The sequence below is a fragment of the Rhizobium sp. RSm-3 genome (genome assembly GCF_001854685.1).
Classification (GTDB): Bacteria; Pseudomonadota; Alphaproteobacteria; order Rhizobiales; family Rhizobiaceae; genus Rhizobium; species Rhizobium ecuadorense.
Window position 1 is genome coordinate 214881 of sequence record NZ_MAWZ01000002.1, and the last position, 18055, is coordinate 232935.

Annotated in this window: 15 protein-coding genes; 7 read left to right on the plus strand and 8 right to left on the minus strand. The window is 62.7% G+C overall.

The window, feature by feature from the left end; genetic code table 11:
- Positions 1-10: 10 nt before the first annotated feature.
- Positions 11-1099, plus strand: coding sequence for an ABC transporter ATP-binding protein (locus BBJ66_RS04255; RefSeq protein ID WP_071085218.1), 1089 nt, complete (start codon positions 11-13; stop codon positions 1097-1099).
- 176 nt (positions 1100-1275) lie between these two features.
- Positions 1276-1629, plus strand: coding sequence for a hypothetical protein (locus BBJ66_RS04260; RefSeq protein WP_003588490.1), 354 nt, complete (start codon positions 1276-1278; stop codon positions 1627-1629).
- 78 nt (positions 1630-1707) lie between these two features.
- Here BBJ66_RS04260 and edd read toward each other — a convergent pair whose 3' ends face one another.
- The 5 genes from edd to BBJ66_RS04285 all read right to left on the minus strand — a co-directional run bounded on the left by edd (position 1708) and on the right by BBJ66_RS04285 (position 8672).
- The gene (gene edd / locus BBJ66_RS04265) at positions 1708-3531 is read right to left on the minus strand and encodes a phosphogluconate dehydratase (protein WP_071085220.1); all 1824 of its coding nucleotides are present in this window, start codon (positions 3529-3531) and stop codon (positions 1708-1710) included.
- Positions 3532-3608: 77 nt separating this feature from the next.
- Positions 3609-4307, minus strand: a complete 699-nt coding sequence (gene pgl / locus BBJ66_RS04270) for a 6-phosphogluconolactonase (protein ID WP_071085222.1) — start codon at positions 4305-4307, stop codon at positions 3609-3611.
- A gap of 10 nt (positions 4308-4317) precedes the next feature.
- A complete protein-coding gene (gene zwf, locus BBJ66_RS04275; RefSeq protein WP_049733050.1) occupies positions 4318-5793 on the minus strand; it encodes a glucose-6-phosphate dehydrogenase in 1476 nt (491 codons plus the stop codon).
- A 134-nt stretch (positions 5794-5927) separates the two neighbouring features.
- Positions 5928-7226 (minus strand): NAD(P)/FAD-dependent oxidoreductase, encoded by a 1299-nt coding sequence (locus BBJ66_RS04280; RefSeq protein WP_071085223.1) that lies wholly within the window; start codon positions 7224-7226, stop codon positions 5928-5930.
- 9 nt (positions 7227-7235) lie between these two features.
- On the minus strand, positions 7236-8672 hold the full coding sequence (locus BBJ66_RS04285) for a glutamine synthetase family protein (RefSeq protein WP_049733048.1): 1437 nt from the start codon (positions 8670-8672) through the stop codon (positions 7236-7238).
- Positions 8673-8759: 87 nt separating this feature from the next.
- Between BBJ66_RS04285 and BBJ66_RS04290 the strand changes: the two genes are divergently transcribed.
- The 4 genes from BBJ66_RS04290 to BBJ66_RS04300 all read left to right on the plus strand — a co-directional run bounded on the left by BBJ66_RS04290 (position 8760) and on the right by BBJ66_RS04300 (position 15156).
- Positions 8760-9980, plus strand: a complete 1221-nt coding sequence (locus BBJ66_RS04290; RefSeq protein WP_071085225.1) for an NAD(P)/FAD-dependent oxidoreductase — start codon at positions 8760-8762, stop codon at positions 9978-9980.
- Between the two features lie 185 nt (positions 9981-10165).
- A complete protein-coding gene (locus BBJ66_RS34855) occupies positions 10166-10309 on the plus strand; it encodes a hypothetical protein (RefSeq protein ID WP_179611579.1) in 144 nt (47 codons plus the stop codon).
- Positions 10310-10623: 314 nt separating this feature from the next.
- Complete coding sequence (locus BBJ66_RS04295; protein WP_071085227.1) at positions 10624-13155, plus strand: methyl-accepting chemotaxis protein; 2532 nt, start codon at positions 10624-10626, stop codon at positions 13153-13155.
- 153 nt (positions 13156-13308) lie between these two features.
- The gene (locus BBJ66_RS04300; protein ID WP_071085229.1) at positions 13309-15156 is read left to right on the plus strand and encodes a methyl-accepting chemotaxis protein; all 1848 of its coding nucleotides are present in this window, start codon (positions 13309-13311) and stop codon (positions 15154-15156) included.
- Here the strand turns inward: BBJ66_RS04300 and BBJ66_RS04305 are convergent.
- Positions 15129-15365: a hypothetical protein gene (locus tag BBJ66_RS04305; RefSeq protein WP_049733157.1), complete on the minus strand. Its 237-nt coding sequence runs from the start codon at positions 15363-15365 to the stop codon at positions 15129-15131. The two genes, BBJ66_RS04300 and BBJ66_RS04305, sit on opposite strands and share 28 nt — an antisense overlap.
- Positions 15366-15454: 89 nt before the next feature.
- Here BBJ66_RS04305 and BBJ66_RS04310 point away from each other — a divergent pair, with 89 nt between their 5' ends.
- Positions 15455-16324, plus strand: coding sequence for a LysR family transcriptional regulator (locus BBJ66_RS04310; protein ID WP_071085231.1), 870 nt, complete (start codon positions 15455-15457; stop codon positions 16322-16324).
- Positions 16325-16475: 151 nt separating this feature from the next.
- Here the strand turns inward: BBJ66_RS04310 and BBJ66_RS04315 are convergent, their stop codons facing one another.
- Together BBJ66_RS04315 and aceA are read right to left on the minus strand one after the other, a co-directional pair.
- On the minus strand, positions 16476-16712 hold the full coding sequence (locus BBJ66_RS04315) for an SMc00767 family acetate metabolism repressor (RefSeq protein WP_003584324.1): 237 nt from the start codon (positions 16710-16712) through the stop codon (positions 16476-16478).
- A gap of 21 nt (positions 16713-16733) precedes the next feature.
- A complete protein-coding gene (aceA, locus tag BBJ66_RS04320; protein WP_071085720.1) occupies positions 16734-18023 on the minus strand; it encodes an isocitrate lyase in 1290 nt (429 codons plus the stop codon).
- Positions 18024-18055: the final 32 nt, after the last annotated feature.

The window sequence follows — 18055 nt, forward strand, 5'->3', positions numbered from 1 at the left end:
GGAGAGAGACATGACTGGACTGACGCTGAAGGATATCCGCAAATCCTACGGTTCCGTGGACGTTCTCCACGGGATCGACCTCGATATCAAGCAGGGCGAATTCATCGTCTTCGTCGGTCCGTCCGGCTGCGGCAAGTCCACGCTTCTGCGCATGATCGCCGGTCTCGAGGCGATCACCGGCGGCGAGATGTATATTGACGGCCATCTCGTCAATGACGTGCCGCCTTCCAAGCGCGGCATCGCCATGGTCTTCCAGTCCTATGCGCTCTACCCGCACATGACCGTCTTCGACAATATGGCTTTCGGCATGAAGATCGCCGGCGAAAGCAAGCAGGAAATCGACCGCCGCGTCAAGGCGGCGGCCGAGAGCCTGCAGCTGACCAAATATCTCGATCGCCTGCCGAAGGCGCTTTCCGGCGGCCAGCGCCAGCGCGTGGCGATCGGCCGCGCCATCTGCCGCGATCCGAAGGTCTTCCTGTTCGACGAGCCGCTCTCCAACCTCGACGCCGCGCTGCGTGTCGCCACCCGCATCGAGATCGCCCGCCTGAACGAACAGATGGCCGATACGACGATGATCTACGTGACCCACGACCAGGTCGAGGCGATGACGCTCGCCGACCGCATCGTCGTTCTCTCTGCCGGCAATATCGAGCAGGTCGGCGCGCCGCTGGATCTCTATGAGCGTCCCGCCAACCTCTTCGTCGCCAAATTCATCGGCTCGCCGGCCATGAACATCATCCCGGCGACGGTCTCGGCGACCGGAAACCAGACGACAGTCACGCTGACCGGCGGCATGTCGGTGACCCTCGATGTGGCGACCGGTGCTTCCGAAGCCGGCAAGCCGGCAAGCTTCGGCGTTCGTCCGGAGGATCTGAGGATTGCCGATGGCGCCGACTATCTTTTCGAGGGCGAGGTATCGATCGTCGAAGCGCTTGGCGAAGTTACGCTGCTCTATATCGAAGGCTTGGTTCCGGGCGAGCCGATCGTCGTCAAGCTGCCCGGTATCTATGATGTGAAGAAGGGCCAGAAGATGCGATTTGCCGCCGACAGGCAGAAGCTGCATCTGTTTGACGCAACCGGCCATAGCTACCGGAAATGAGGCAGCCATTTTTGGGGTGATAATACCAGAAATTGTGCGTGACGGGCCGAATTCTCACTTTCTGTTAAAGATCGGCTGCTACCTTTTCCCAGTCAATTTATGAGGGGGATAAGCAAGTGGCCGCTTCCAATCCGTCACAGCCAAAATCTCATTTCCTGAGCAAGGAAGAATCCTTCATGTATGACCGCGAGCAGCGGTTCAAAATGGAGGACACGATGAACGCCGCGCGCATCGAATATACGGAAAAGGGCGTCATGCACGCGGCTTCGCGCCGCTGCGATATCGTCCGGATCTCGATGAGCAGCGCGACGCTCGCGATCCTCACCCAGTTCAACCTGCCGAAGCAGTTCTATCTGGATATTCCGGATGCCCGCATCACCAAGGTCGGCTGCATACTGATGAAGGTCAACGCCAACAATACGATCGAAGTCCGGTTCCTGCGCTTGCTGACGCAGAAGGAGCTGAACAAGATCTTCGTCTACAGCACCCATCCGGCGCATCGTGACTACGTGCTCGACATCCGCGCCTGAGCGAGCGCAAGACTGATACAGAAAACCCGCGGGTGCTTCACGCGCCCGCGGGTTTTTGTTTGTCTCCGGCGACCACGCTCAGTGGTGGAAGAGCACGCTCGCACCCTGATCCGAAGCGCCGACGGCGCGGCGGAACGGTGCGAAGAGTTCGCGGCCCATGCCGAATTCATTGTCGGAGAGATCGACGGTCACCGGCTCGCGCTCGGCCAGATCGGCCGCATCGACGAGCAGTTCGAGCGTGCCCTTGATCGCGTCCAGGCGAATGATGTCGCCGTCGCGGATGCGGGCGATCGGTCCGCCGTCGACCGCCTCAGGCGTCACGTGGATTGCCGCCGGCACCTTGCCTGAGGCCCCCGACATGCGCCCATCGGTCAACAGCGCCACGCGGAAGCCGCGGTCCTGCAGCACGCCGAGCGGCGGCGTCAGCTTGTGCAGCTCCGGCATGCCGTTCGCCTTCGGCCCCTGGAAGCGCACGACGGCGATGAAATCGCGGTTGAGCTTGCCTTCCTTGAAGGCGTCCTGCAGCTCCTGCTGGCTGTGGAAAATGATCGCCGGCGCCTCGATGACGTGACGCTCCGGCTTGACGGCCGAGATTTTGATCACCGCCTTGCCGAGATTGCCGCGCAGCATCTTCAACCCGCCATTCGCCTGGAACGGCGTTTCGATGCTGGAGAGAACCTTCGGATCATGGCTCTTCTCCGGCGACGGCTGGCGCAACACGCCGCCGTTTTCGCCGAGCCGGGCATCGACCGTATAGGCTTCGAGGCCATGGCCGAAGACGGTGCGCACGTCGTCATGCACCAGGCCGTGCTTCAGCAGTTCCTTGATGAGGAAGCCCATGCCGCCGGCCGCCTGGAAGTGGTTCACGTCGGCAAGACCGTTCGGATAGACGCGGGCAAGCAGCGGCACCACTTCCGAAAGCTCGGCAATGTCCTGCCAGGTCAGCTGGATGCCGGCCGCGCGCGCCATGGCGACGAGGTGCAGGGTGTGATTGGTCGAACCGCCGGTCGCATGCAGGCCGACGACGCCGTTGACGACCGAGCGCTCGTCGATCATCTCGCCGGCCGGCGTGAATTCATTGCCGAGCGCGGTGATCGCCAGCGCCCGCTTGGCGGCTTCGCGAGTCAGCGCTTCGCGCAGCGGCGTGCCGGGATTGATGAAGGAGGAGCCGGGCATATGGAAGCCCATGATCTCCATCAGCATCTGGTTGGAATTGGCGGTGCCGTAGAAGGTGCAGGTGCCGGGGCCGTGATAGGATTTCGATTCCGCCTCCAGCAGTTCGGCGCGACCGACCTTGCCCTCGGCGAAGAGCTGGCGCACGCGCGATTTCTCGTCGTTCGGCAGGCCCGTCGTCATCGGACCGGCGGGAACGAAGATCGACGGCAGGTGTCCGAAGGACAGGGCCGCAATGACGAGGCCCGGCACGATCTTGTCGCAGACGCCGAGGAAGAGGGCGGCATCGAACATGTTGTGCGACAGGCCGACGCCCGCCGACATGGCGATCAGGTCGCGCGAGAACAGCGAAAGCTCCATGCCCGGCTGGCCCTGGGTGACGCCGTCGCACATCGCCGGCACGCCGCCCGCCACCTGCGCCACGCCGCCGGCCTCGGCCGCGGCCTCGCGGATGATACCAGGATAGGTCTCGAACGGCTGGTGGGCCGAGAGCATGTCGTTATAGGCGGTGATGATGCCGAGATTGGGAATGCGGTCGCCGGCGAGCGCATCCTTATCGGCGGGGGAACAGACCGCGAAGCCGTGGGCAAGGTTGGCGCAGCCGAGCACCGAGCGCTGGACGCCGTTGGAAGCGGCGGCGCGCAGGCGCTCCAGATACCGCTCGCGGGTTGGCTTCGAGCGTTCGACAATGCGACCGGTGATCGCAGATATGCGTGCGTGAGCGGACATGGAAAATCCCTGCCTTGTTCGTTGTCTTGTCTGTTTCGGCGGCTCAGGCCTGATAGTCGATCCGGATTGACGGCCGATCAGGGAGCCCAGTAGATCTCGACCGGGGAAGTGGCCCGGCGCAGAACGGCGCGGATCGGCATGTCTGCCTCGTCACCGCTGCCTTTCGCCTTGGCGAGAACGTCTTTTTTGCCTTCGCCCTCGATATGAAGAACCAGGAGTGCGGCATCCTGAAGACTGGAGAAGGTGAAGGTCAGGCGCGGCTCGCCGGCCCCTTCCGCTTCCATGGTAATGATGCCGCGCGGCGTCGATGCATCGAGCGCCGTGGCAAGATTGCTGCCGCCGGGAAAGAACGACGCGGTGTGGCCATCGCCGCCCATGCCGAGGATGACGACGTCGAAGGGAATGCCGATTTCGGCACTCTTTTCAGTCGCGAGCTGCGCGGCCTCCTCGACGGAGGCGGCGGGCTGGTAAAGCGGCACGAAACGCGCCGCCTTCGCCTTGTTCTGCAGGAGATTGGCATCGACCAGCATATGGTTCGAGCGCGGATTGTCGGCCGGCACGAAGCGTTCGTCGACAAGCGTGATCGTCACCTTGTCCCAGGTGACGCCGCGCGTCGACAGCGCCTGGAAGAAGGCCTTCGGCGTCGAGCCGCCGGAAACGGCGATGGACGCCGTTCCGCGGGCTGAGATCGCCGCCGAAAGCCTGTCGGCGACTTTGTCGGCGAGGCTGCCGGCGAGATCTGCGGGGCTGGCGAAGGAATGCAGGGTCGATGCCATCGGTTCCGTCCTAGATATCGTCATGCCAGGTGCGGCCGTCACGCTCGATCAGCGCGATGGCCTGGCTCGGGCCCCAGGTGCCGGCCGTATAGCCCTGCACCTGCTGGCCGGTGGTCTCCCAACCCTTGAGGATCGGGTCCACCCATTTCCATGCGGCTTCGACTTCGTCGCGGCGCATGAACAATGTCTGGTTCGAGCGGATCACGTCCATCAGCAGGCGCTCGTAGGCGTCGGGATTGCGGACGTTGAAGGCCTGGGCGAAGCTCATGTCGAGCGAGACGTTGCGCAGGCGCATGCCGCCGGGGCCCGGATCCTTGATCATCAGCGACTGCTTGACGCCCTCATCCGGCTGCAGCCGGATGATCAGCTGATTGGCGACAATGCGCCCGGCCGCCTGGTCGAAGATTGCATGCGGGATCGGCTTGAAGGTGATGACGATCTCGGACATGCGTCCGGTCAGGCGCTTGCCGGTTCTGATATAGAAGGGAACGCCGGCCCAGCGCCAGTTGTTGATCTCCGCCTTGATGGCGACGAAGGTCTCGGTGTTGGAGACGCCGCCTTCGAGCTCTTCGAGATAACCCTTGACCGGGCCGCTGCCCGAGGCGCCGGCGCGATACTGGCCGCGGACCGTCGCCTGCTCGACATTGGCGGCGTTGAGCGGCTTCAGCGCCCGCAGCACCTTCAGCTTCTCGTCGCGAACGGCTTCCGAATCCATCGACGAGGGCACTTCCATCGCCGTCAGGCAGAGCAGTTGCAGGATGTGGTTCTGCACCATGTCGCGCAGCGCGCCGGCCGTATCGTAATAGCCGGCGCGGCCCTCGAGGCCGACCGCTTCAGCCACGGTGATCTGCACGTGATCGATGTAGTTGGCGTTCCACAGCGGCTCGTAGAGCGCATTGGCGAAGCGCAGCGCCATCAGGTTCTGCACCGTCTCCTTGCCGAGATAGTGGTCGATGCGGAAGATCTGCTCTTCCTTGAAGGCGCGGCCGATCGTGTCGTTGAGCTGCAGCGCCGAGGCGAGATCGCGGCCGATCGGCTTCTCGACGACGATGCGGGTCGACTTGGTGATCAGCTTGTGGTCGTGGATCTTCTGCGAAATGTCGCCGAAGATGCCGGGCGCGACGGCGAGGTAGAAGGCGCGCACGCGTTCCTTGCCTTCGTCGAGCAGTTTCTTCAGCTGATCCCAGCCGGTGTCCGTGCGGGCGTCGACCGAGACGTAATAGAGACGGGCGCAGAACTTCTCGACTTCGGCTTCGTCATATTCGCCCTTCTTCAGGTGCTCCTTCAACGCGTCCTTGGCGAATTTGCGGTATTCCTCATGGGAAAGCGGGCTGCGCGAAGCGCCGATCACCCGGGTCGGTTCGGAGAACTGGCCCTCGATCTGGCGATGGTAGAGCGCGGGCAGAAGCTTGCGTTCGGCAAGGTCGCCGCTGCCGCCGAAGACGACGTAATCAAAAGGCTCAACGGGAATTATCTGGCTGCTCATGAGCTTGTCTCTCAATCAGGCTGGTTGGCGGCCCTTTTAATCTAATCGATTTAAAAAAGCCAGTGTGCAGTGCAATGAATCTGTCAGGCACCGGTTTTAGTGCGAATTTCCGGAAGAGGAAATCCGCAATCGGACTAAAACTTGTCGCGAAGCGCAAACCACGACAAAGCGAGAAAAAGCAGCGGCGCCCGCATGCTGGCTCCGCCGGGAAAGGCCGGAATATCGAGCGATTTGAACAGGTCGAGATCGCCGGATTTTCCAAGCACCGTTTCCGCGTAGAGCTTGCCACAGTAGTTTGACAGCATGACGCCATGGCCGGAATAACCGCCGATCGAGATGACGCCGGGCATGACTTCGCGCACGAAGGGCTGGCGCGGCATGGTGATGCCGACGCTGCCGCCCCAGGCATGGGTGATCTCGATATCCTTGAGGGCGGGATAGATCTCGGCGATCTGCCGGCGGATGTGCTCGGAAATGTCCTTCGGATTGTCCGACGTATAGGCTTCGCGCCCGCCGAACAGCAGCCGGCCGTCGCCGAATTTGCGGAAGTAGCGCACGACGAAGCGCGAATCGGCCACAGCCTCGTCGCCCGGCAGCACCTCGGGATGGCGGTCGAGCGGAGCGGTGGCGCCGATGAAGGAGCGGATCGGCATGACATGCCTTGCCGTCACCGGTTCGAGGCCGTCAATATGGCCGTCGCAGGCAATCAGCGCGCGGTCGGCCGTGATCGTTCCCCTGTCCGTTTCGATCGTCACCTTGCCGCCGCCCTGACGGATCGCCGTTGCCTTGGTCATCTCGAAGATCGCAGCACCGGCATTGGCCGCGACCCGCGCCAGGCCGATCAACAGCTTCAGCGGATGGATATGGCCGGTGCCGACATCGCGCACGCCGAAATAAAAACGCTTCGAGCCGAGCCGCTCTTGCGTTTCTTTCTCGTCCATGAAGCGGATGTGCGGATAGTCGTAGCGCAGCGCGGCAATTTCGGCATTTTCGTAATAGGCGCGCTTGTAGCTCGCCTTGTGCGCGACGTTGAGCTGCCCGGGCACGTAATCGATCTCGATCTGGTGCTCGCGGGCGAAATCGATGAGATGGCGCTTGGCCGCTTCGGCAAGATCGAACAGCGCCTTCGAGCGCTGATAGCCGATCTTCTCCTCGAGCTCTTCCGGCCACCATCGCTGGCCGGTGCCGAGCTGGCCGCCATTGCGCCCGGACGCCCCGTCGCCGAAGCGGCAGGCCTCGATCAGCACCACCGAGACGCCTGCCTTGGCCAGATTATAGGCGGCCTGCAAGCCTGTATAGCCGCCGCCGATGATGGCGACGTCCGATGTCTTCGAGCCGTCGAGGGCGGCATAGGTGGGCCGCTCCCCGACGGTTGCCTGATACCAGGATAGGCCCGGCGAGATCGGGCTCTGCCATGTCTCCTGCGATGCCATGACGCTCCCTCACACGTTGAGCAGAAGGAATTCCCGCTCCCAGGGGCTGATCACCTGCATGAATGTCTCGAACTCGCCGCGCTTGACGCCGGCATAAAGGCCGATGAACTGCGAGCCGAACATCTCCTCGAAGGCCGGCTCGTCCTCGAGCAGCGCCACGGCTTCCAGGAGGCCGCGCGGCAGGTCGATCGAGCCTTCATTGGCCGAATCCTCGGTCGGCGCCGTCGGCTCGATCTCTTTCATGATGCCGAGCAGGCCGGCGGCGAGCGAGGCGGCAAGCGCCAGATAGGGATTGGCATCCGAGCTCGGCAGCCGGTTTTCGACGCGCCGCGCCTGCGGATCGGAAACCGGAACACGGAAGGCGGTCGTGCGGTTGTCGTAACCCCAGGCATTGTTGACCGGGCAGGACATGTCGGGCTGCAGGCGCCGGTAGGAATTCACATAGGGCGCCAGCATCGCCATGGCGCTCGGCACGAATTTCTGCATGCCGCCGATGAAATGGAAGAATTCCTTCGAGGCCGATCCGTCCGCATTGGAGAAGACGTTCTTGCCCGTCTCGATATTGACCACCGACTGATGGATATGCATCGCCGACCCCGGCTGGGCCTGCATCGGCTTGGCCATGAAAGTCGCATAAATATCGTGTTTCAGCGCTGCCTCGCGGATCGTGCGCTTGAACAGGAACACCTGGTCGGCAAGCTCGATCGGATTGCCGTGGCGCAGGTTGATCTCCAGCTGCGCCGGCCCCTCTTCATGGATCAGCGTATCGATCTCGAGGCCCTGCTTCTCGGAGAAATGGTAGATGTCGTCGATCAACTCGTCGAACTCGTTGATCCCGGCGATCGAATAGCCCTGGCCGCCGAGGATCGAGCGGCCGGACCGGCCCTTGGGCGGGTGCAGCGGATAGTCGGGATCGTCATTCTTGGCGACCAGATAGAATTCGATCTCCGGCGCCACGATCGGCTTCCAGCCGCGATCGTGATAGAGGCTCATGATCCGCTTCAGCACGTTGCGCGGCGTATAGGGCACTTCGCCGCCGTCGGAATCGACGATGTCGCAGATCACCTGCGCCGTCGGATCGGTCTCCCAGGGCACGACCGAAAGCGTCGAAAGATCCGGCATCAGCTTCAGGTCGCTGTCGCGCGGCTCGTAGCGGAAGCTCTCCGTCTCCTCCGGGTACTCGCCCGAAATCGTGTGCCGGTAGATCGCCGAAGGCAGCGCCAGCGAGGTGTTCGAGGTGAATTTCGAGCTCGGCATCATTTTGCCGCGCGGAACGCCGGCAAGGTCCGGCGTAATGCATTCGATGTCTTCGATGCCCCTGTCCCTCAGCCACCGCGCCGCTTCCTTCCAGTTCGCAACGCCGCGCAGAGACCCGGGGTCCGGGGGAGTTTTCTTCGAGGCGGGTACGTTTCTGGCAGGCTTCAGCGTCGTCTTTTTTGGGGACATGACACACCGGTCTGGTTGATCGTGGCGCCATCATAACCAGACTTTGCCAATTGGCGAGAGGTTGAGAACGTTGACTTTCGCCGTTTGATGGAAAAAGAAGACGCTGTCTTGATTGGGGAAACGGGTTTGCAGCGCAAAAGCGACGTCATCGTCATCGGCGCCGGGGCGGCGGGCATGATGGCGGCCATCCGGGCGGGAAAACGCGGCCGCTCGGTCGTGGTCCTCGACCATGCAAGGGCGCCCGGCGAGAAGATCCGCATCTCCGGCGGCGGCCGCTGCAATTTCACCAATATCCATGCCGGGCCGAAGAATTTCCTCTCGGCCAATCCGCATTTCTGCAAGTCGGCGCTTGCCCGTTTCACGCCCGCCGATTTCATCGCCATGGTCGATCGTCACGGCATTGCCTGGCATGAAAAGACGCTGGGCCAGCTTTTCTGCGACGATAGCGCCAAGGACGTCATCCGCATGCTGCTCGACGAGATGCGCAGCGCCGGCGCGCAGCTGCATCTCGGCACCGGGATATCAGCCGTCGAAAAGGTGGAGGCGGGTTTTCGCGTCTCGACCGGTGAGGAGACTTTTGAAGCCTCGTCGCTGATCGTCGCCACCGGCGGCAAGTCGATCCCGAAGATGGGGGCCACCGGCTTTGCCTATCGCCTCGCCGAGCAGTTCGGTCTTCCCGTCCTCGAAACCCGACCCGGCCTCGTGCCGCTGACCCTCGATCCCGGCCTGCTCGAAGCCATCGCTCCGCTCGCCGGCATTTCCGCCCCGGCCGAAATCCGCCATGGCAGGACCGCCTTCCGCGAAGCGCTGCTGTTCACCCATCGCGGCCTCAGCGGACCCGTCATCCTGCAGATCTCCTCCTATTGGCGCGAAGGCGACGAGATCGTCCTGGCGATTGAGCCGGATATCGACATTGCAGCCCATCTGAAGATGGCAAAGCAGGTGAATGGCCGCCAGTCGCCGCAGACCGCACTCAGTGACCTCCTGCCGAAGCGGCTTGCCCAGTTTCTCGTCGAGCGGGAAAAGATCTCCGGCAACATGGCCGACCTGCCTGACAAGGCGCTGCTGCGGCTCGCCGCGGCGGCGCAGAACTTTGCGATCAAACCGTCCGGCTCGGAAGGTTACCGCACCGCCGAAGTGACGCTCGGCGGCATCGATACCGCAGCGCTCGATTCCCGCAGCATGGAGGCCAAGGCCGTGCCCGGGCTTTATTTCATCGGCGAATGCGTCGACGTCACCGGTTGGCTCGGCGGCTATAATTTCCAATGGGCCTGGGCCTCCGGATTTGCCGCCGGCGAATGTGCCTGAGGTTTGTGCTTTCTGCATGTCGCCCGGGACTGCTGCGCTATATATTAGTAATACCGATTCAAGACTTCTTAAGAGAGGTGCGCCATCCTGTCTCAATTGGCGGTCTGCGAAGCTCTTCCTAAATAAGCTTTACCAGCAAGCCGTTTTGTTGGATTGTTGTATCAGACAGAAGTGAGGTTTCGAGCATGACCAGAAACACACGACGCGCCCGCGCCATCGCCATTGCCGAGGCAAAGCCCGACGCCCGCATGGTCGCCCTGCGTTATCTGATGCTCGCAGCCGGCGCTACCGCCGCCAGCCTCGCACTGCTTCTTTCGCACATGCTCTGATCCTGTCTTCATGCCTGCAATGAAGATCGCGGCGCAACTGTGCTGCTCCGCGGTGCCACGGCCTACAAAATTGCAACTATTTCACCGCCTTGGCTTCATCCGCCGCAACCGCTTATCCGAAAATTAATATCTAATCTGACACAATTGCCCGCGATTATTTGGGCATCTCCAAAGTTGTTTGGACATGAACTGGCAATGACTGCCGCCTGGCTTCCGGGTTCCCCAATGTAAATTAAAGAACGGCTTGATGTGTACCCGGCTGGCGCCAGATGGCCGCCTGCGGGAGGAGTGGTGTATGAAAGGCCCGGAACGCCATGTTGATTGACAAGATTCTTTCCCGCTTCAGGATCAAGACGAAGGTCCTGATCTTCGTTCTGCCTTTCGTCGTCACCATTTCTGCGGTGGGCCTGACGGGCCTTTACGCTTCCGGACTGCTGCAGGGCCGCATGGAAATATCCAACAGCGTGCTGCAGTCGCTGAGCGGGTTCAAGGATCTCTACGGTTCGATGGACGATTTCCTGCGCGTCACCAGCCAGCAGGCGCGCGACAAGCTGACTGCGGAACTGAAGACCCAGCAGGGCGTGCTCGACCAGACGCTGAACCAGGTCGGCGATGAGGCCGCCGGCCGCGATAGCCTTGCCGAGGCGTCGCGCCGCACCAAGGATATATCGGGCGTCGTCGACAAGCTGTGGGCGCTGCATGAACAGGAGCAGGCCCTGCATGAACAGATCGACGCGGCGCAGAAGAGCCTGATCAGCACTCGCTTCACGGTCTCCTACCAGGCCGAGGAATTGCAGACCGCGCTGCAGAACGACGAGGGCGCCGCCACCATCACGCTGCGCACGGCCGACCGCCTGCTGAAAGGTGGCGATTTCCTTGGCACCGTCGCCAGCGGCTACAGCAAGCCGCAGACGCCGCAGGACAAGATCGCCTACATCAACGAACAGATGCCGGCGATCATCAAGGCCCAGCGGCAGATCGCCATTTCGGTTCCGACCAATCAGAAGAACGTCATCGACGCGCTGACCGCAACCATCGACAGCATCAAGGCGATTACCGCGATGCCCGCTCCGACCGATGAGAACATCGCCGAACTCGGCCGTCTCGTCTCGCGCTTCCGCCAGACCTCGACCTATACGCAGCTGACGGCAACGCAGAAGATGCGCGAGGCGACACAGCGCTTCGCCGAGCTCGAAGGCCGCATCGCCCAGACCAATTCCGTGCTTCAGGATACGCGCCGCCTCGAAAATTCCGTCTATGCGCTGCAGATCGTGCTTTCCGATTTCCTCGCCAATTCAAGCAAGGATAATCTCGTGCGCCTGCAGCAGCAGGCCGGCACGCTCGGCAAGGACATGCAGGTGCTGATCACCAGCGCCAAGGGCATGGGCTTTGCCGAAGGCATCTCCGGCGCGATCCAGCCCGCACTTGATGCCATCTCCGGCGGCGGCTCGAAGATCGTCGATACGATCGGCGATCGCGTCACGGCCTATGCGGCGGCCCGCCAGGAGCTCGACGGCATCTGGAAGAAGCTGACCGATTTCGCCGAGCTGCAGAAGCAGACGGCCGGCACTGAGCGCACCCAGGCAAACAGCATCTCGGTCATGACCACCGGTCTCGGCATCCTCCTGTCGATCCTCGGCGGCTTTGCCCTGGTGCTGACGCTGCAGCGCCCGATCAGCCAGATCACCGCCGCGATGCGCCGCATCGCCGATGGCGCGCTGGAGACCAATATCTCCGGCGAGCAGCGCCACGATGAAATCGGCGACATGGCCCGCGCGCTCGGCATTTTCAAGGAAAACGCCATCTCGAAGATCCGCATCGAGGAACAGAGCGACGAGGAACGCGCTGCCGCCGAACATGAGCGCCAGCGCAACGATGCCGACAAGCGCGAGATGGATCGCCAGATCGAATTCGCCGTCAATGCACTCGCCGCCGGCCTCGAACGCATGTCGCAGGGCGATATCTCGACGACGATCGAAACGCCCTTCATCGGCCGCCTCGAACAGCTGCGCCAGGATTTCAACGGCTCGATGATGCGCCTGCAGGCGACGATGAGCCAGATCCGCGACAATGTCGAACTGATCCAGGGCAACGGCAACCAGATGGCCCAGTCGGCCGAGGACCTCTCCAAGCGCACCGAACAGCAGGCCGCTTCGCTCGAAGAGACCGCCGCCGCCGTCGATGAGATCACCGTCACCGTCCGCTCGTCGGCCGAACGCGCCAAGGATGCCGACCAGATCGTCCGCCAGGCCAAGCGCAGCGCCGACGATTCCGCCGTCGTCGTCAGCAATGCGATCGACGCGATGGGTCGCATCGAGGAAGCCTCGCGCCAGATCGAGCAGATCATCGGCGTCATCGACGAGATCGCCTTCCAGACCAACTTGCTTGCGCTCAACGCTGGCATCGAGGCGGCGCGCGCCGGCGAAGCCGGCAAGGGCTTCGCGGTGGTGGCGATGGAAGTCCGCGAGCTTGCTCAGCGTTCCGCCGCCGCGGCGCAGGAAATCAAGGGACTGATCAACAAGTCGACCAACGAGGTCAGCTCCGGCTCGCAATTCGTCCAGGAGACCGGCACGGTGCTCGCCAAGATCAGCGCCCAGATCGTCACGATCAGCCAGCATGTCGAGATGATCGCCCGCGCCAGCCACGACCAGTCCAACGCGCTGCAGAGCGTCAACGCGACGGTCAATCAGATGGACCAGATGACGCAGCAGAATGCCGCCATGGTCGAGGAGACGACCGCCGCCAGCCGCGAACTGGCCGACGAGGCCGATTCGCTCCGCAGGCTGATCCAGCAGTTCAAGATCGACGGCGAAGCGGCTGCCGCGCCGGTCTACCGCGCCGCCTGATCGTCGCCCGATCTGTCTTCATGCGAACGGCCCCGGCTTCTTCCGGGGCCGTTTTTCGTATCGGAACAGCGCTGTCATCGGCCCTGATTTACAGAAAATTTTCCTTAACGCTTTTCCTCTAATTTAGCCTTGTTTTGTCTGCCGGGGGTTTTGATGCTGCGCCTTTTCTCTACGTCGATCGTCCGTCAGATCGTTGCGATCACGCTGTGTCTGCTGACGGTCAGCACCGCCGCCATTGTCGGCGTGACCTATTACAATCTGAGCCGCCAGGTCATGGACGGCGCGGTCGCCGACGCCAGGGACGCCACCCGCGCCATGGCCGTTCTCTACGGCGCGGCCGATCAGGCGGCAAAGGTCGAGCTGAAGGACAACCAGCTCGCAACCGTCACGGAAGACGCCATCCCCGCCCTTGCCGATCATTCGCTGGTCGACCGCACCGCGCAGTCGATCGCCGGTGTCGCGACCATCTTTCAGAAACAGGGCGGCGACTACGTCCGCATCTCCACCAACGTCAAGAAGGAAAACGGCGACCGCGCCGTCGGCACCAAGCTTGTGGCGGAACACCCCGCCCAGCCGGTTCTCGCCAAGGGCGCAGCCTATTACGGCCAGGCCGAGCTTTTCGGACGCAAGTTCATGACCGGTTACTTCCCGATCAAGAACGCATCGAACGCCAATGTCGGCATTCTCTTCATCGGCATTCCGATGGAGGTCTATTACCAGCGCATGTATGAGCTGCAGATGCTGGTGCTCGGCGTCGGCGCCATCGTCATGCTCATCGTCGGTGTTCTCGCCTTCTATGCAATCCGCCTGTCGGTGAAGCCTTTGCAGGCGCTGACCGCGAGTGTTCACGCGATTTCCGCGGGCGATCTCGATGGTGCGATCCCCTGCGTTGCCAAGAACAACGAGTTCGGCGATATCGGCCGGGCCTTGGCGCTGTTCCGCGACAGCGCCCGCGCCAGGCGGGACCTCGAAACCCAGGCTGCAGAACAGCGCGCCTTGAGCGATGCCGAACGCGCCAGGAACGATGCCGACAAACGCTCGCTCGACAGCCAGATCGACTTTGCCGTCAACCAGCTTGCTGCCGGCCTCGGCCGCCTGTCGCAGGGCGATGTCTCGGAAACGATCGGCACGCCCTTCGTCGGCCGGCTGGAGCAACTGCGTGTCGATTTCAACGCTTCGCTGCTGCGGCTCCAGGATACGCTGTCCGGCATCCGCGACAGCGCCTCGACCATCCAGCGCAACAGCGGCGCCGTCTCCGTTTCCACTGGCGAGCTTTCGAAACGCACCGAGGCGCAGGCGGCAAGCCTTGAGGAGACGGCCGCGGCGGTAGAAGAGATCACCGTCACGGTTCGCTCTTCTGCCGAACGTGCGCGCGAAGCCAACAATGTCGTGGCTGCGACCAAGAAGACGGCCGACAATTCCGGCGCCGTCGTCGGCGACGCCGTCGCCGCCATGGAGCGCATCGAAGAGGCCTCGCAGCGCATCGAGCAGATCATCGAAGTGATCGACGAGATCGCCTTCCAGACCAATCTCCTGGCGCTGAACGCCGGCATCGAGGCGGCCCGCGCCGGCGAGGCGGGCAAGGGTTTTGCCGTCGTCGCCCAGGAAGTCCGCGAACTCGCCCAGCGTTCGGCCGATGCGGCGCGCGAGATCAAGTCGCTGATCGAGACATCCAGCCGCGAGGTGACGGTAGGGTCCGAACTGGTGCAGAAGACCGGCAGCGTCCTTGCCGCGATCAGCCACGAGATCATCGCGATCAGCGGCCATGTCGAGACCATCGCCACGGCCAGCCGCGATCAGTCGGCGGCACTTCAGGAGGTCAACGGTTCGGTGAACGCCATGGACCAGATGACCCAGAAGAACGCCGCGATGGTGGCCGAGACGACGCAGGCAAGCCGCCTGCTTGCCGGCGAAGCCGATACGCTGATGGCGCTGATCGAACGCTTCCGCATTGTCGCGCAGCCCGCGGCCGCTCACCTCGGGACCAGGAAGGTCGCCTGAGGAGCGCAGCCGCAGCTGCCGCCGGATTGCGCCGCAGCTTTGCGGCGCAGTTTGAGATTGAGATCGAGCGAGGTCAGCCAGGCGGCGAAGTTGACGAGGCCGCTGTCTCCGAACTCGGCATAGAATCGATCCTCGTCGGTCTTGCCTTTGCCCGGACTGCAAGTGTGCCGATATCCCTGGATGCCTGCGATGGTGATCACGTCGATCATGGCGATGTCCTTTCTGTAGAAGACATCTCCTGATTTAGGCATCGAATATCTCTTCATAAACAGAGGAAATCCCGCTATGTTTTTCATCGATGAAAAACGCGAATTGGGATTCCTACCAGCTTTTCCTGCAGGTCGCCCGGCTCGGCGGCCTGACGGGGGCAAGTACGGCAAGCGGACTCAGCCCCGCGACCGTCGGTCGGCGCATGCTCGATCTCGAACAGGAGGTCGGCCGCGCGCTGTTTTCGCGCAGCCAGACCGGCTATCGCCTGACCCAGGACGGCCAGGCGCTGCTCGATCATCTGCAGGAAATGGAGGCCGCCGCCCGCAAGGTGGAGGCGTGGCGGCAATCGGGCGAGGGGGGCACGACCGTCAGGATTACCGCCGGCACCTGGCTCGCCTGGCTGCTGACGGAGAATTTCGCCGCCATCCGCATGCCGGGCGATGGCTTTGCCATTTCGCTGACCATCGGCGAGGCGCGGGCGAGCCTGGCCTATCGCGAGAGCGATATCGGCATTCGCGCCTTCGAGCCTGAAGAGGCCAATCTTGCCGCCCGTCGGCTCGGCGAGGTCGCCTATGCCGTCTATATCAGACGCAACGCCGCCGAGACGGATGAACGCTGGATTGCGGTTGCCGAGGAGGAGGCGATATCGGCCTATCTGCGCTGGCCGCACGTCCATGCGGCCGCCGCAATCGTCGCCAGCGTCAACCGGCCGCGGTCGCTGCCGGATCTGGTGCGCGCCGGTGCCGGCAAGGCTGTGCTTCCCTGTTTCGTCGGCGATCTCCATCCCGATTTGCAACGGCTGGGCGGCGAGCTGCCGGAATTGCGCCATGCGCAATGGATCGTCATGAATGCCGAGGACCGTCATCGCCCGGAGATCCGCACGGTCGCCGACCGCATGACCAGGCTGATCCGAAGTTATGCCGATCTCTTCGCCGGAAAACGGCCGAGCCGCGGCTGACGTTTAGTGAAGCGCCCGCGCATCTCTTACAGCGCCGCGCGTCTATTCAGACGCGCAAAGGACGCTGTAACACTTTGAATTGCTGCATAATTTAATCGTTAAATCGATTCCGATTTAAGGAATTATGCAGTGGGATGCGCGGGCCTTCTCTTCAATGCCGGTTGGTGACGACGACGGGGATCAGCAGGTCGCCCCAGTTGCCGTCGCCGCCGTGATGGCGGGCCGAGCGCACCAGCTCGACCGAGACGCCGGCCTCGACCGCCTTCATGACTGATTGGTTCAGCCGGTGCAGGTCGTTGGCGAGCATGCGGATCGTCGTCTGCTGATCCTCGCTCATGCTGGTCGACTGCTCTTCGGCCCGTTCCCGGACGCGTGAAATGGATGCCATGATCTTCTCCTCCTCTTTGGGTTATTCCGCAGCCGGTTTGAACTGCGCCTGTTCGGTTGAATCGTGCATCGCCGTGGTCGACGAGCGGCCGCCGGTGATGGCGAGCGACACGGCGTCGAAATAGCCGGTGCCGACCTCGCGCTGATGTTTAGTGGCGGTATAGCCGTTGACCTCGGCGTCGAATTCCGCCTGCTGCAGCTCGGAATAGGCCGACATCTGCCGCTGCTTGTAGCCGCGCGCCAGCTCGTACATGCCGTAATTCAGCTGGTGGAAGCCGGCGAGCGTGATGAACTGGAACTTGTAGCCCATCGCCCCGAGCTCGCGCTGGAACTTTGCGATCGTCGCCTCGTCGAGGTTCTTCTTCCAGTTGAAGGACGGCGAACAATTATAGGCGAGCAGCTTGCCGGGGTAGACCTTGTGCACGCCTTCGGCAAAGCGGCGCGCCTGATCGAGATCCGGTTTCGAGGTCTCGCACCAGATGAGATCGCAATGCGGCGCATAGGCCACAGCCCGGGCGATGCAGGGCTCGATGCCGTTCCTGACCTGATAGAAGCCTTCGACCGTGCGCCCGGCATCATAATCGACGAAGGGCTGGTCGCGCTCGTCGATATCGGAGGTCAGCAGTTTTGCCGCTTCGGCATCGGTGCGGGCAATCACCAGCGTCGCCACGCCCATGACGTCGGCGGCAAGCCGGGCGGCATCGAGATTGCGGATATGGGCGGCCGTCGGAATCAGCACCTTGCCGCCGAGATGGCCGCATTTCTTCTCCGAGGCGAGCTGGTCCTCGAAATGGACGCCGGCGGCACCCGCCTCGATATAGGCCTTCATGATCTCGAAGGCGTTGAGCGGCCCGCCGAAGCCGGCTTCGGCATCGGCGACGATCGGTGCGAACCAGGTGTCGACGGAAAGCCCCTGGCCCTCCGAGGTCTCGATCTGATCGGCGCGCTGCAGCGTGCGGTTGATGCGCTTGGCAAGCTCCGGCCCGGCATTGGCGGGGTAGAGCGACTGATCGGGATACATTGCCGATGCGGTATTGGCGTCGGCCGCCACCTGCCAGCCGGAGAGATAGATCGCCTTCAGCCCGGCGCGCACCATCTGCATGGCCTGATTGCCGGAAAGCGCGCCGAGCGCATTGACGAAATCCTCCTGGTGTAAGAGCCGCCACAACCGGTCCGCCCCTATTTCGGCAAGCGTATGGGTGAGCGCCACCGAGCCCCTGAGCCGCTGCACGTCAGCGGCCGAGTACGGCCTGTCGATGCCGTCGAAACGACCAGGCGGTGCGTTGGGAACAAGTTTGTAAAAATCGGTCATGCTGATCTCCTCACTAAAAACCGATATCGGGG

What these genes read in the sequence shown, in the direction of transcription:
- BBJ66_RS34855 (WP_179611579.1), top strand. Translation starts at nt 10,166, where the DNA reads ATGACCAGAAACACACGACGCGCCCGCGCCATCGCCATTGCCGAGGCA.
- BBJ66_RS04285 (WP_049733048.1), bottom strand. Translation starts at nt 8,672, where the DNA reads ATGTCCCCAAAAAAGACGACGCTGAAGCCTGCCAGAAACGTACCCGCC.
- BBJ66_RS04310 (WP_071085231.1), top strand. Translation starts at nt 15,455, where the DNA reads ATGAAAAACGCGAATTGGGATTCCTACCAGCTTTTCCTGCAGGTCGCC.
- BBJ66_RS04280 (WP_071085223.1), bottom strand. Translation starts at nt 7,226, where the DNA reads ATGGCATCGCAGGAGACATGGCAGAGCCCGATCTCGCCGGGCCTATCC.
- edd (WP_071085220.1), bottom strand. Translation starts at nt 3,531, where the DNA reads ATGTCCGCTCACGCACGCATATCTGCGATCACCGGTCGCATTGTCGAA.
- BBJ66_RS04295 (WP_071085227.1), top strand. Translation starts at nt 10,624, where the DNA reads ATGTTGATTGACAAGATTCTTTCCCGCTTCAGGATCAAGACGAAGGTC.
- aceA (WP_071085720.1), bottom strand. Translation starts at nt 18,023, where the DNA reads ATGACCGATTTTTACAAACTTGTTCCCAACGCACCGCCTGGTCGTTTC.
- BBJ66_RS04300 (WP_071085229.1), top strand. Translation starts at nt 13,309, where the DNA reads ATGCTGCGCCTTTTCTCTACGTCGATCGTCCGTCAGATCGTTGCGATC.
- BBJ66_RS04255 (WP_071085218.1), top strand. Translation starts at nt 11, where the DNA reads ATGACTGGACTGACGCTGAAGGATATCCGCAAATCCTACGGTTCCGTG.
- BBJ66_RS04305 (WP_049733157.1), bottom strand. Translation starts at nt 15,365, where the DNA reads ATGATCGACGTGATCACCATCGCAGGCATCCAGGGATATCGGCACACT.
- zwf (WP_049733050.1), bottom strand. Translation starts at nt 5,793, where the DNA reads ATGAGCAGCCAGATAATTCCCGTTGAGCCTTTTGATTACGTCGTCTTC.
- BBJ66_RS04315 (WP_003584324.1), bottom strand. Translation starts at nt 16,712, where the DNA reads ATGGCATCCATTTCACGCGTCCGGGAACGGGCCGAAGAGCAGTCGACC.
- pgl (WP_071085222.1), bottom strand. Translation starts at nt 4,307, where the DNA reads ATGGCATCGACCCTGCATTCCTTCGCCAGCCCCGCAGATCTCGCCGGC.
- BBJ66_RS04290 (WP_071085225.1), top strand. Translation starts at nt 8,760, where the DNA reads ATGGAAAAAGAAGACGCTGTCTTGATTGGGGAAACGGGTTTGCAGCGC.
- BBJ66_RS04260 (WP_003588490.1), top strand. Translation starts at nt 1,276, where the DNA reads ATGTATGACCGCGAGCAGCGGTTCAAAATGGAGGACACGATGAACGCC.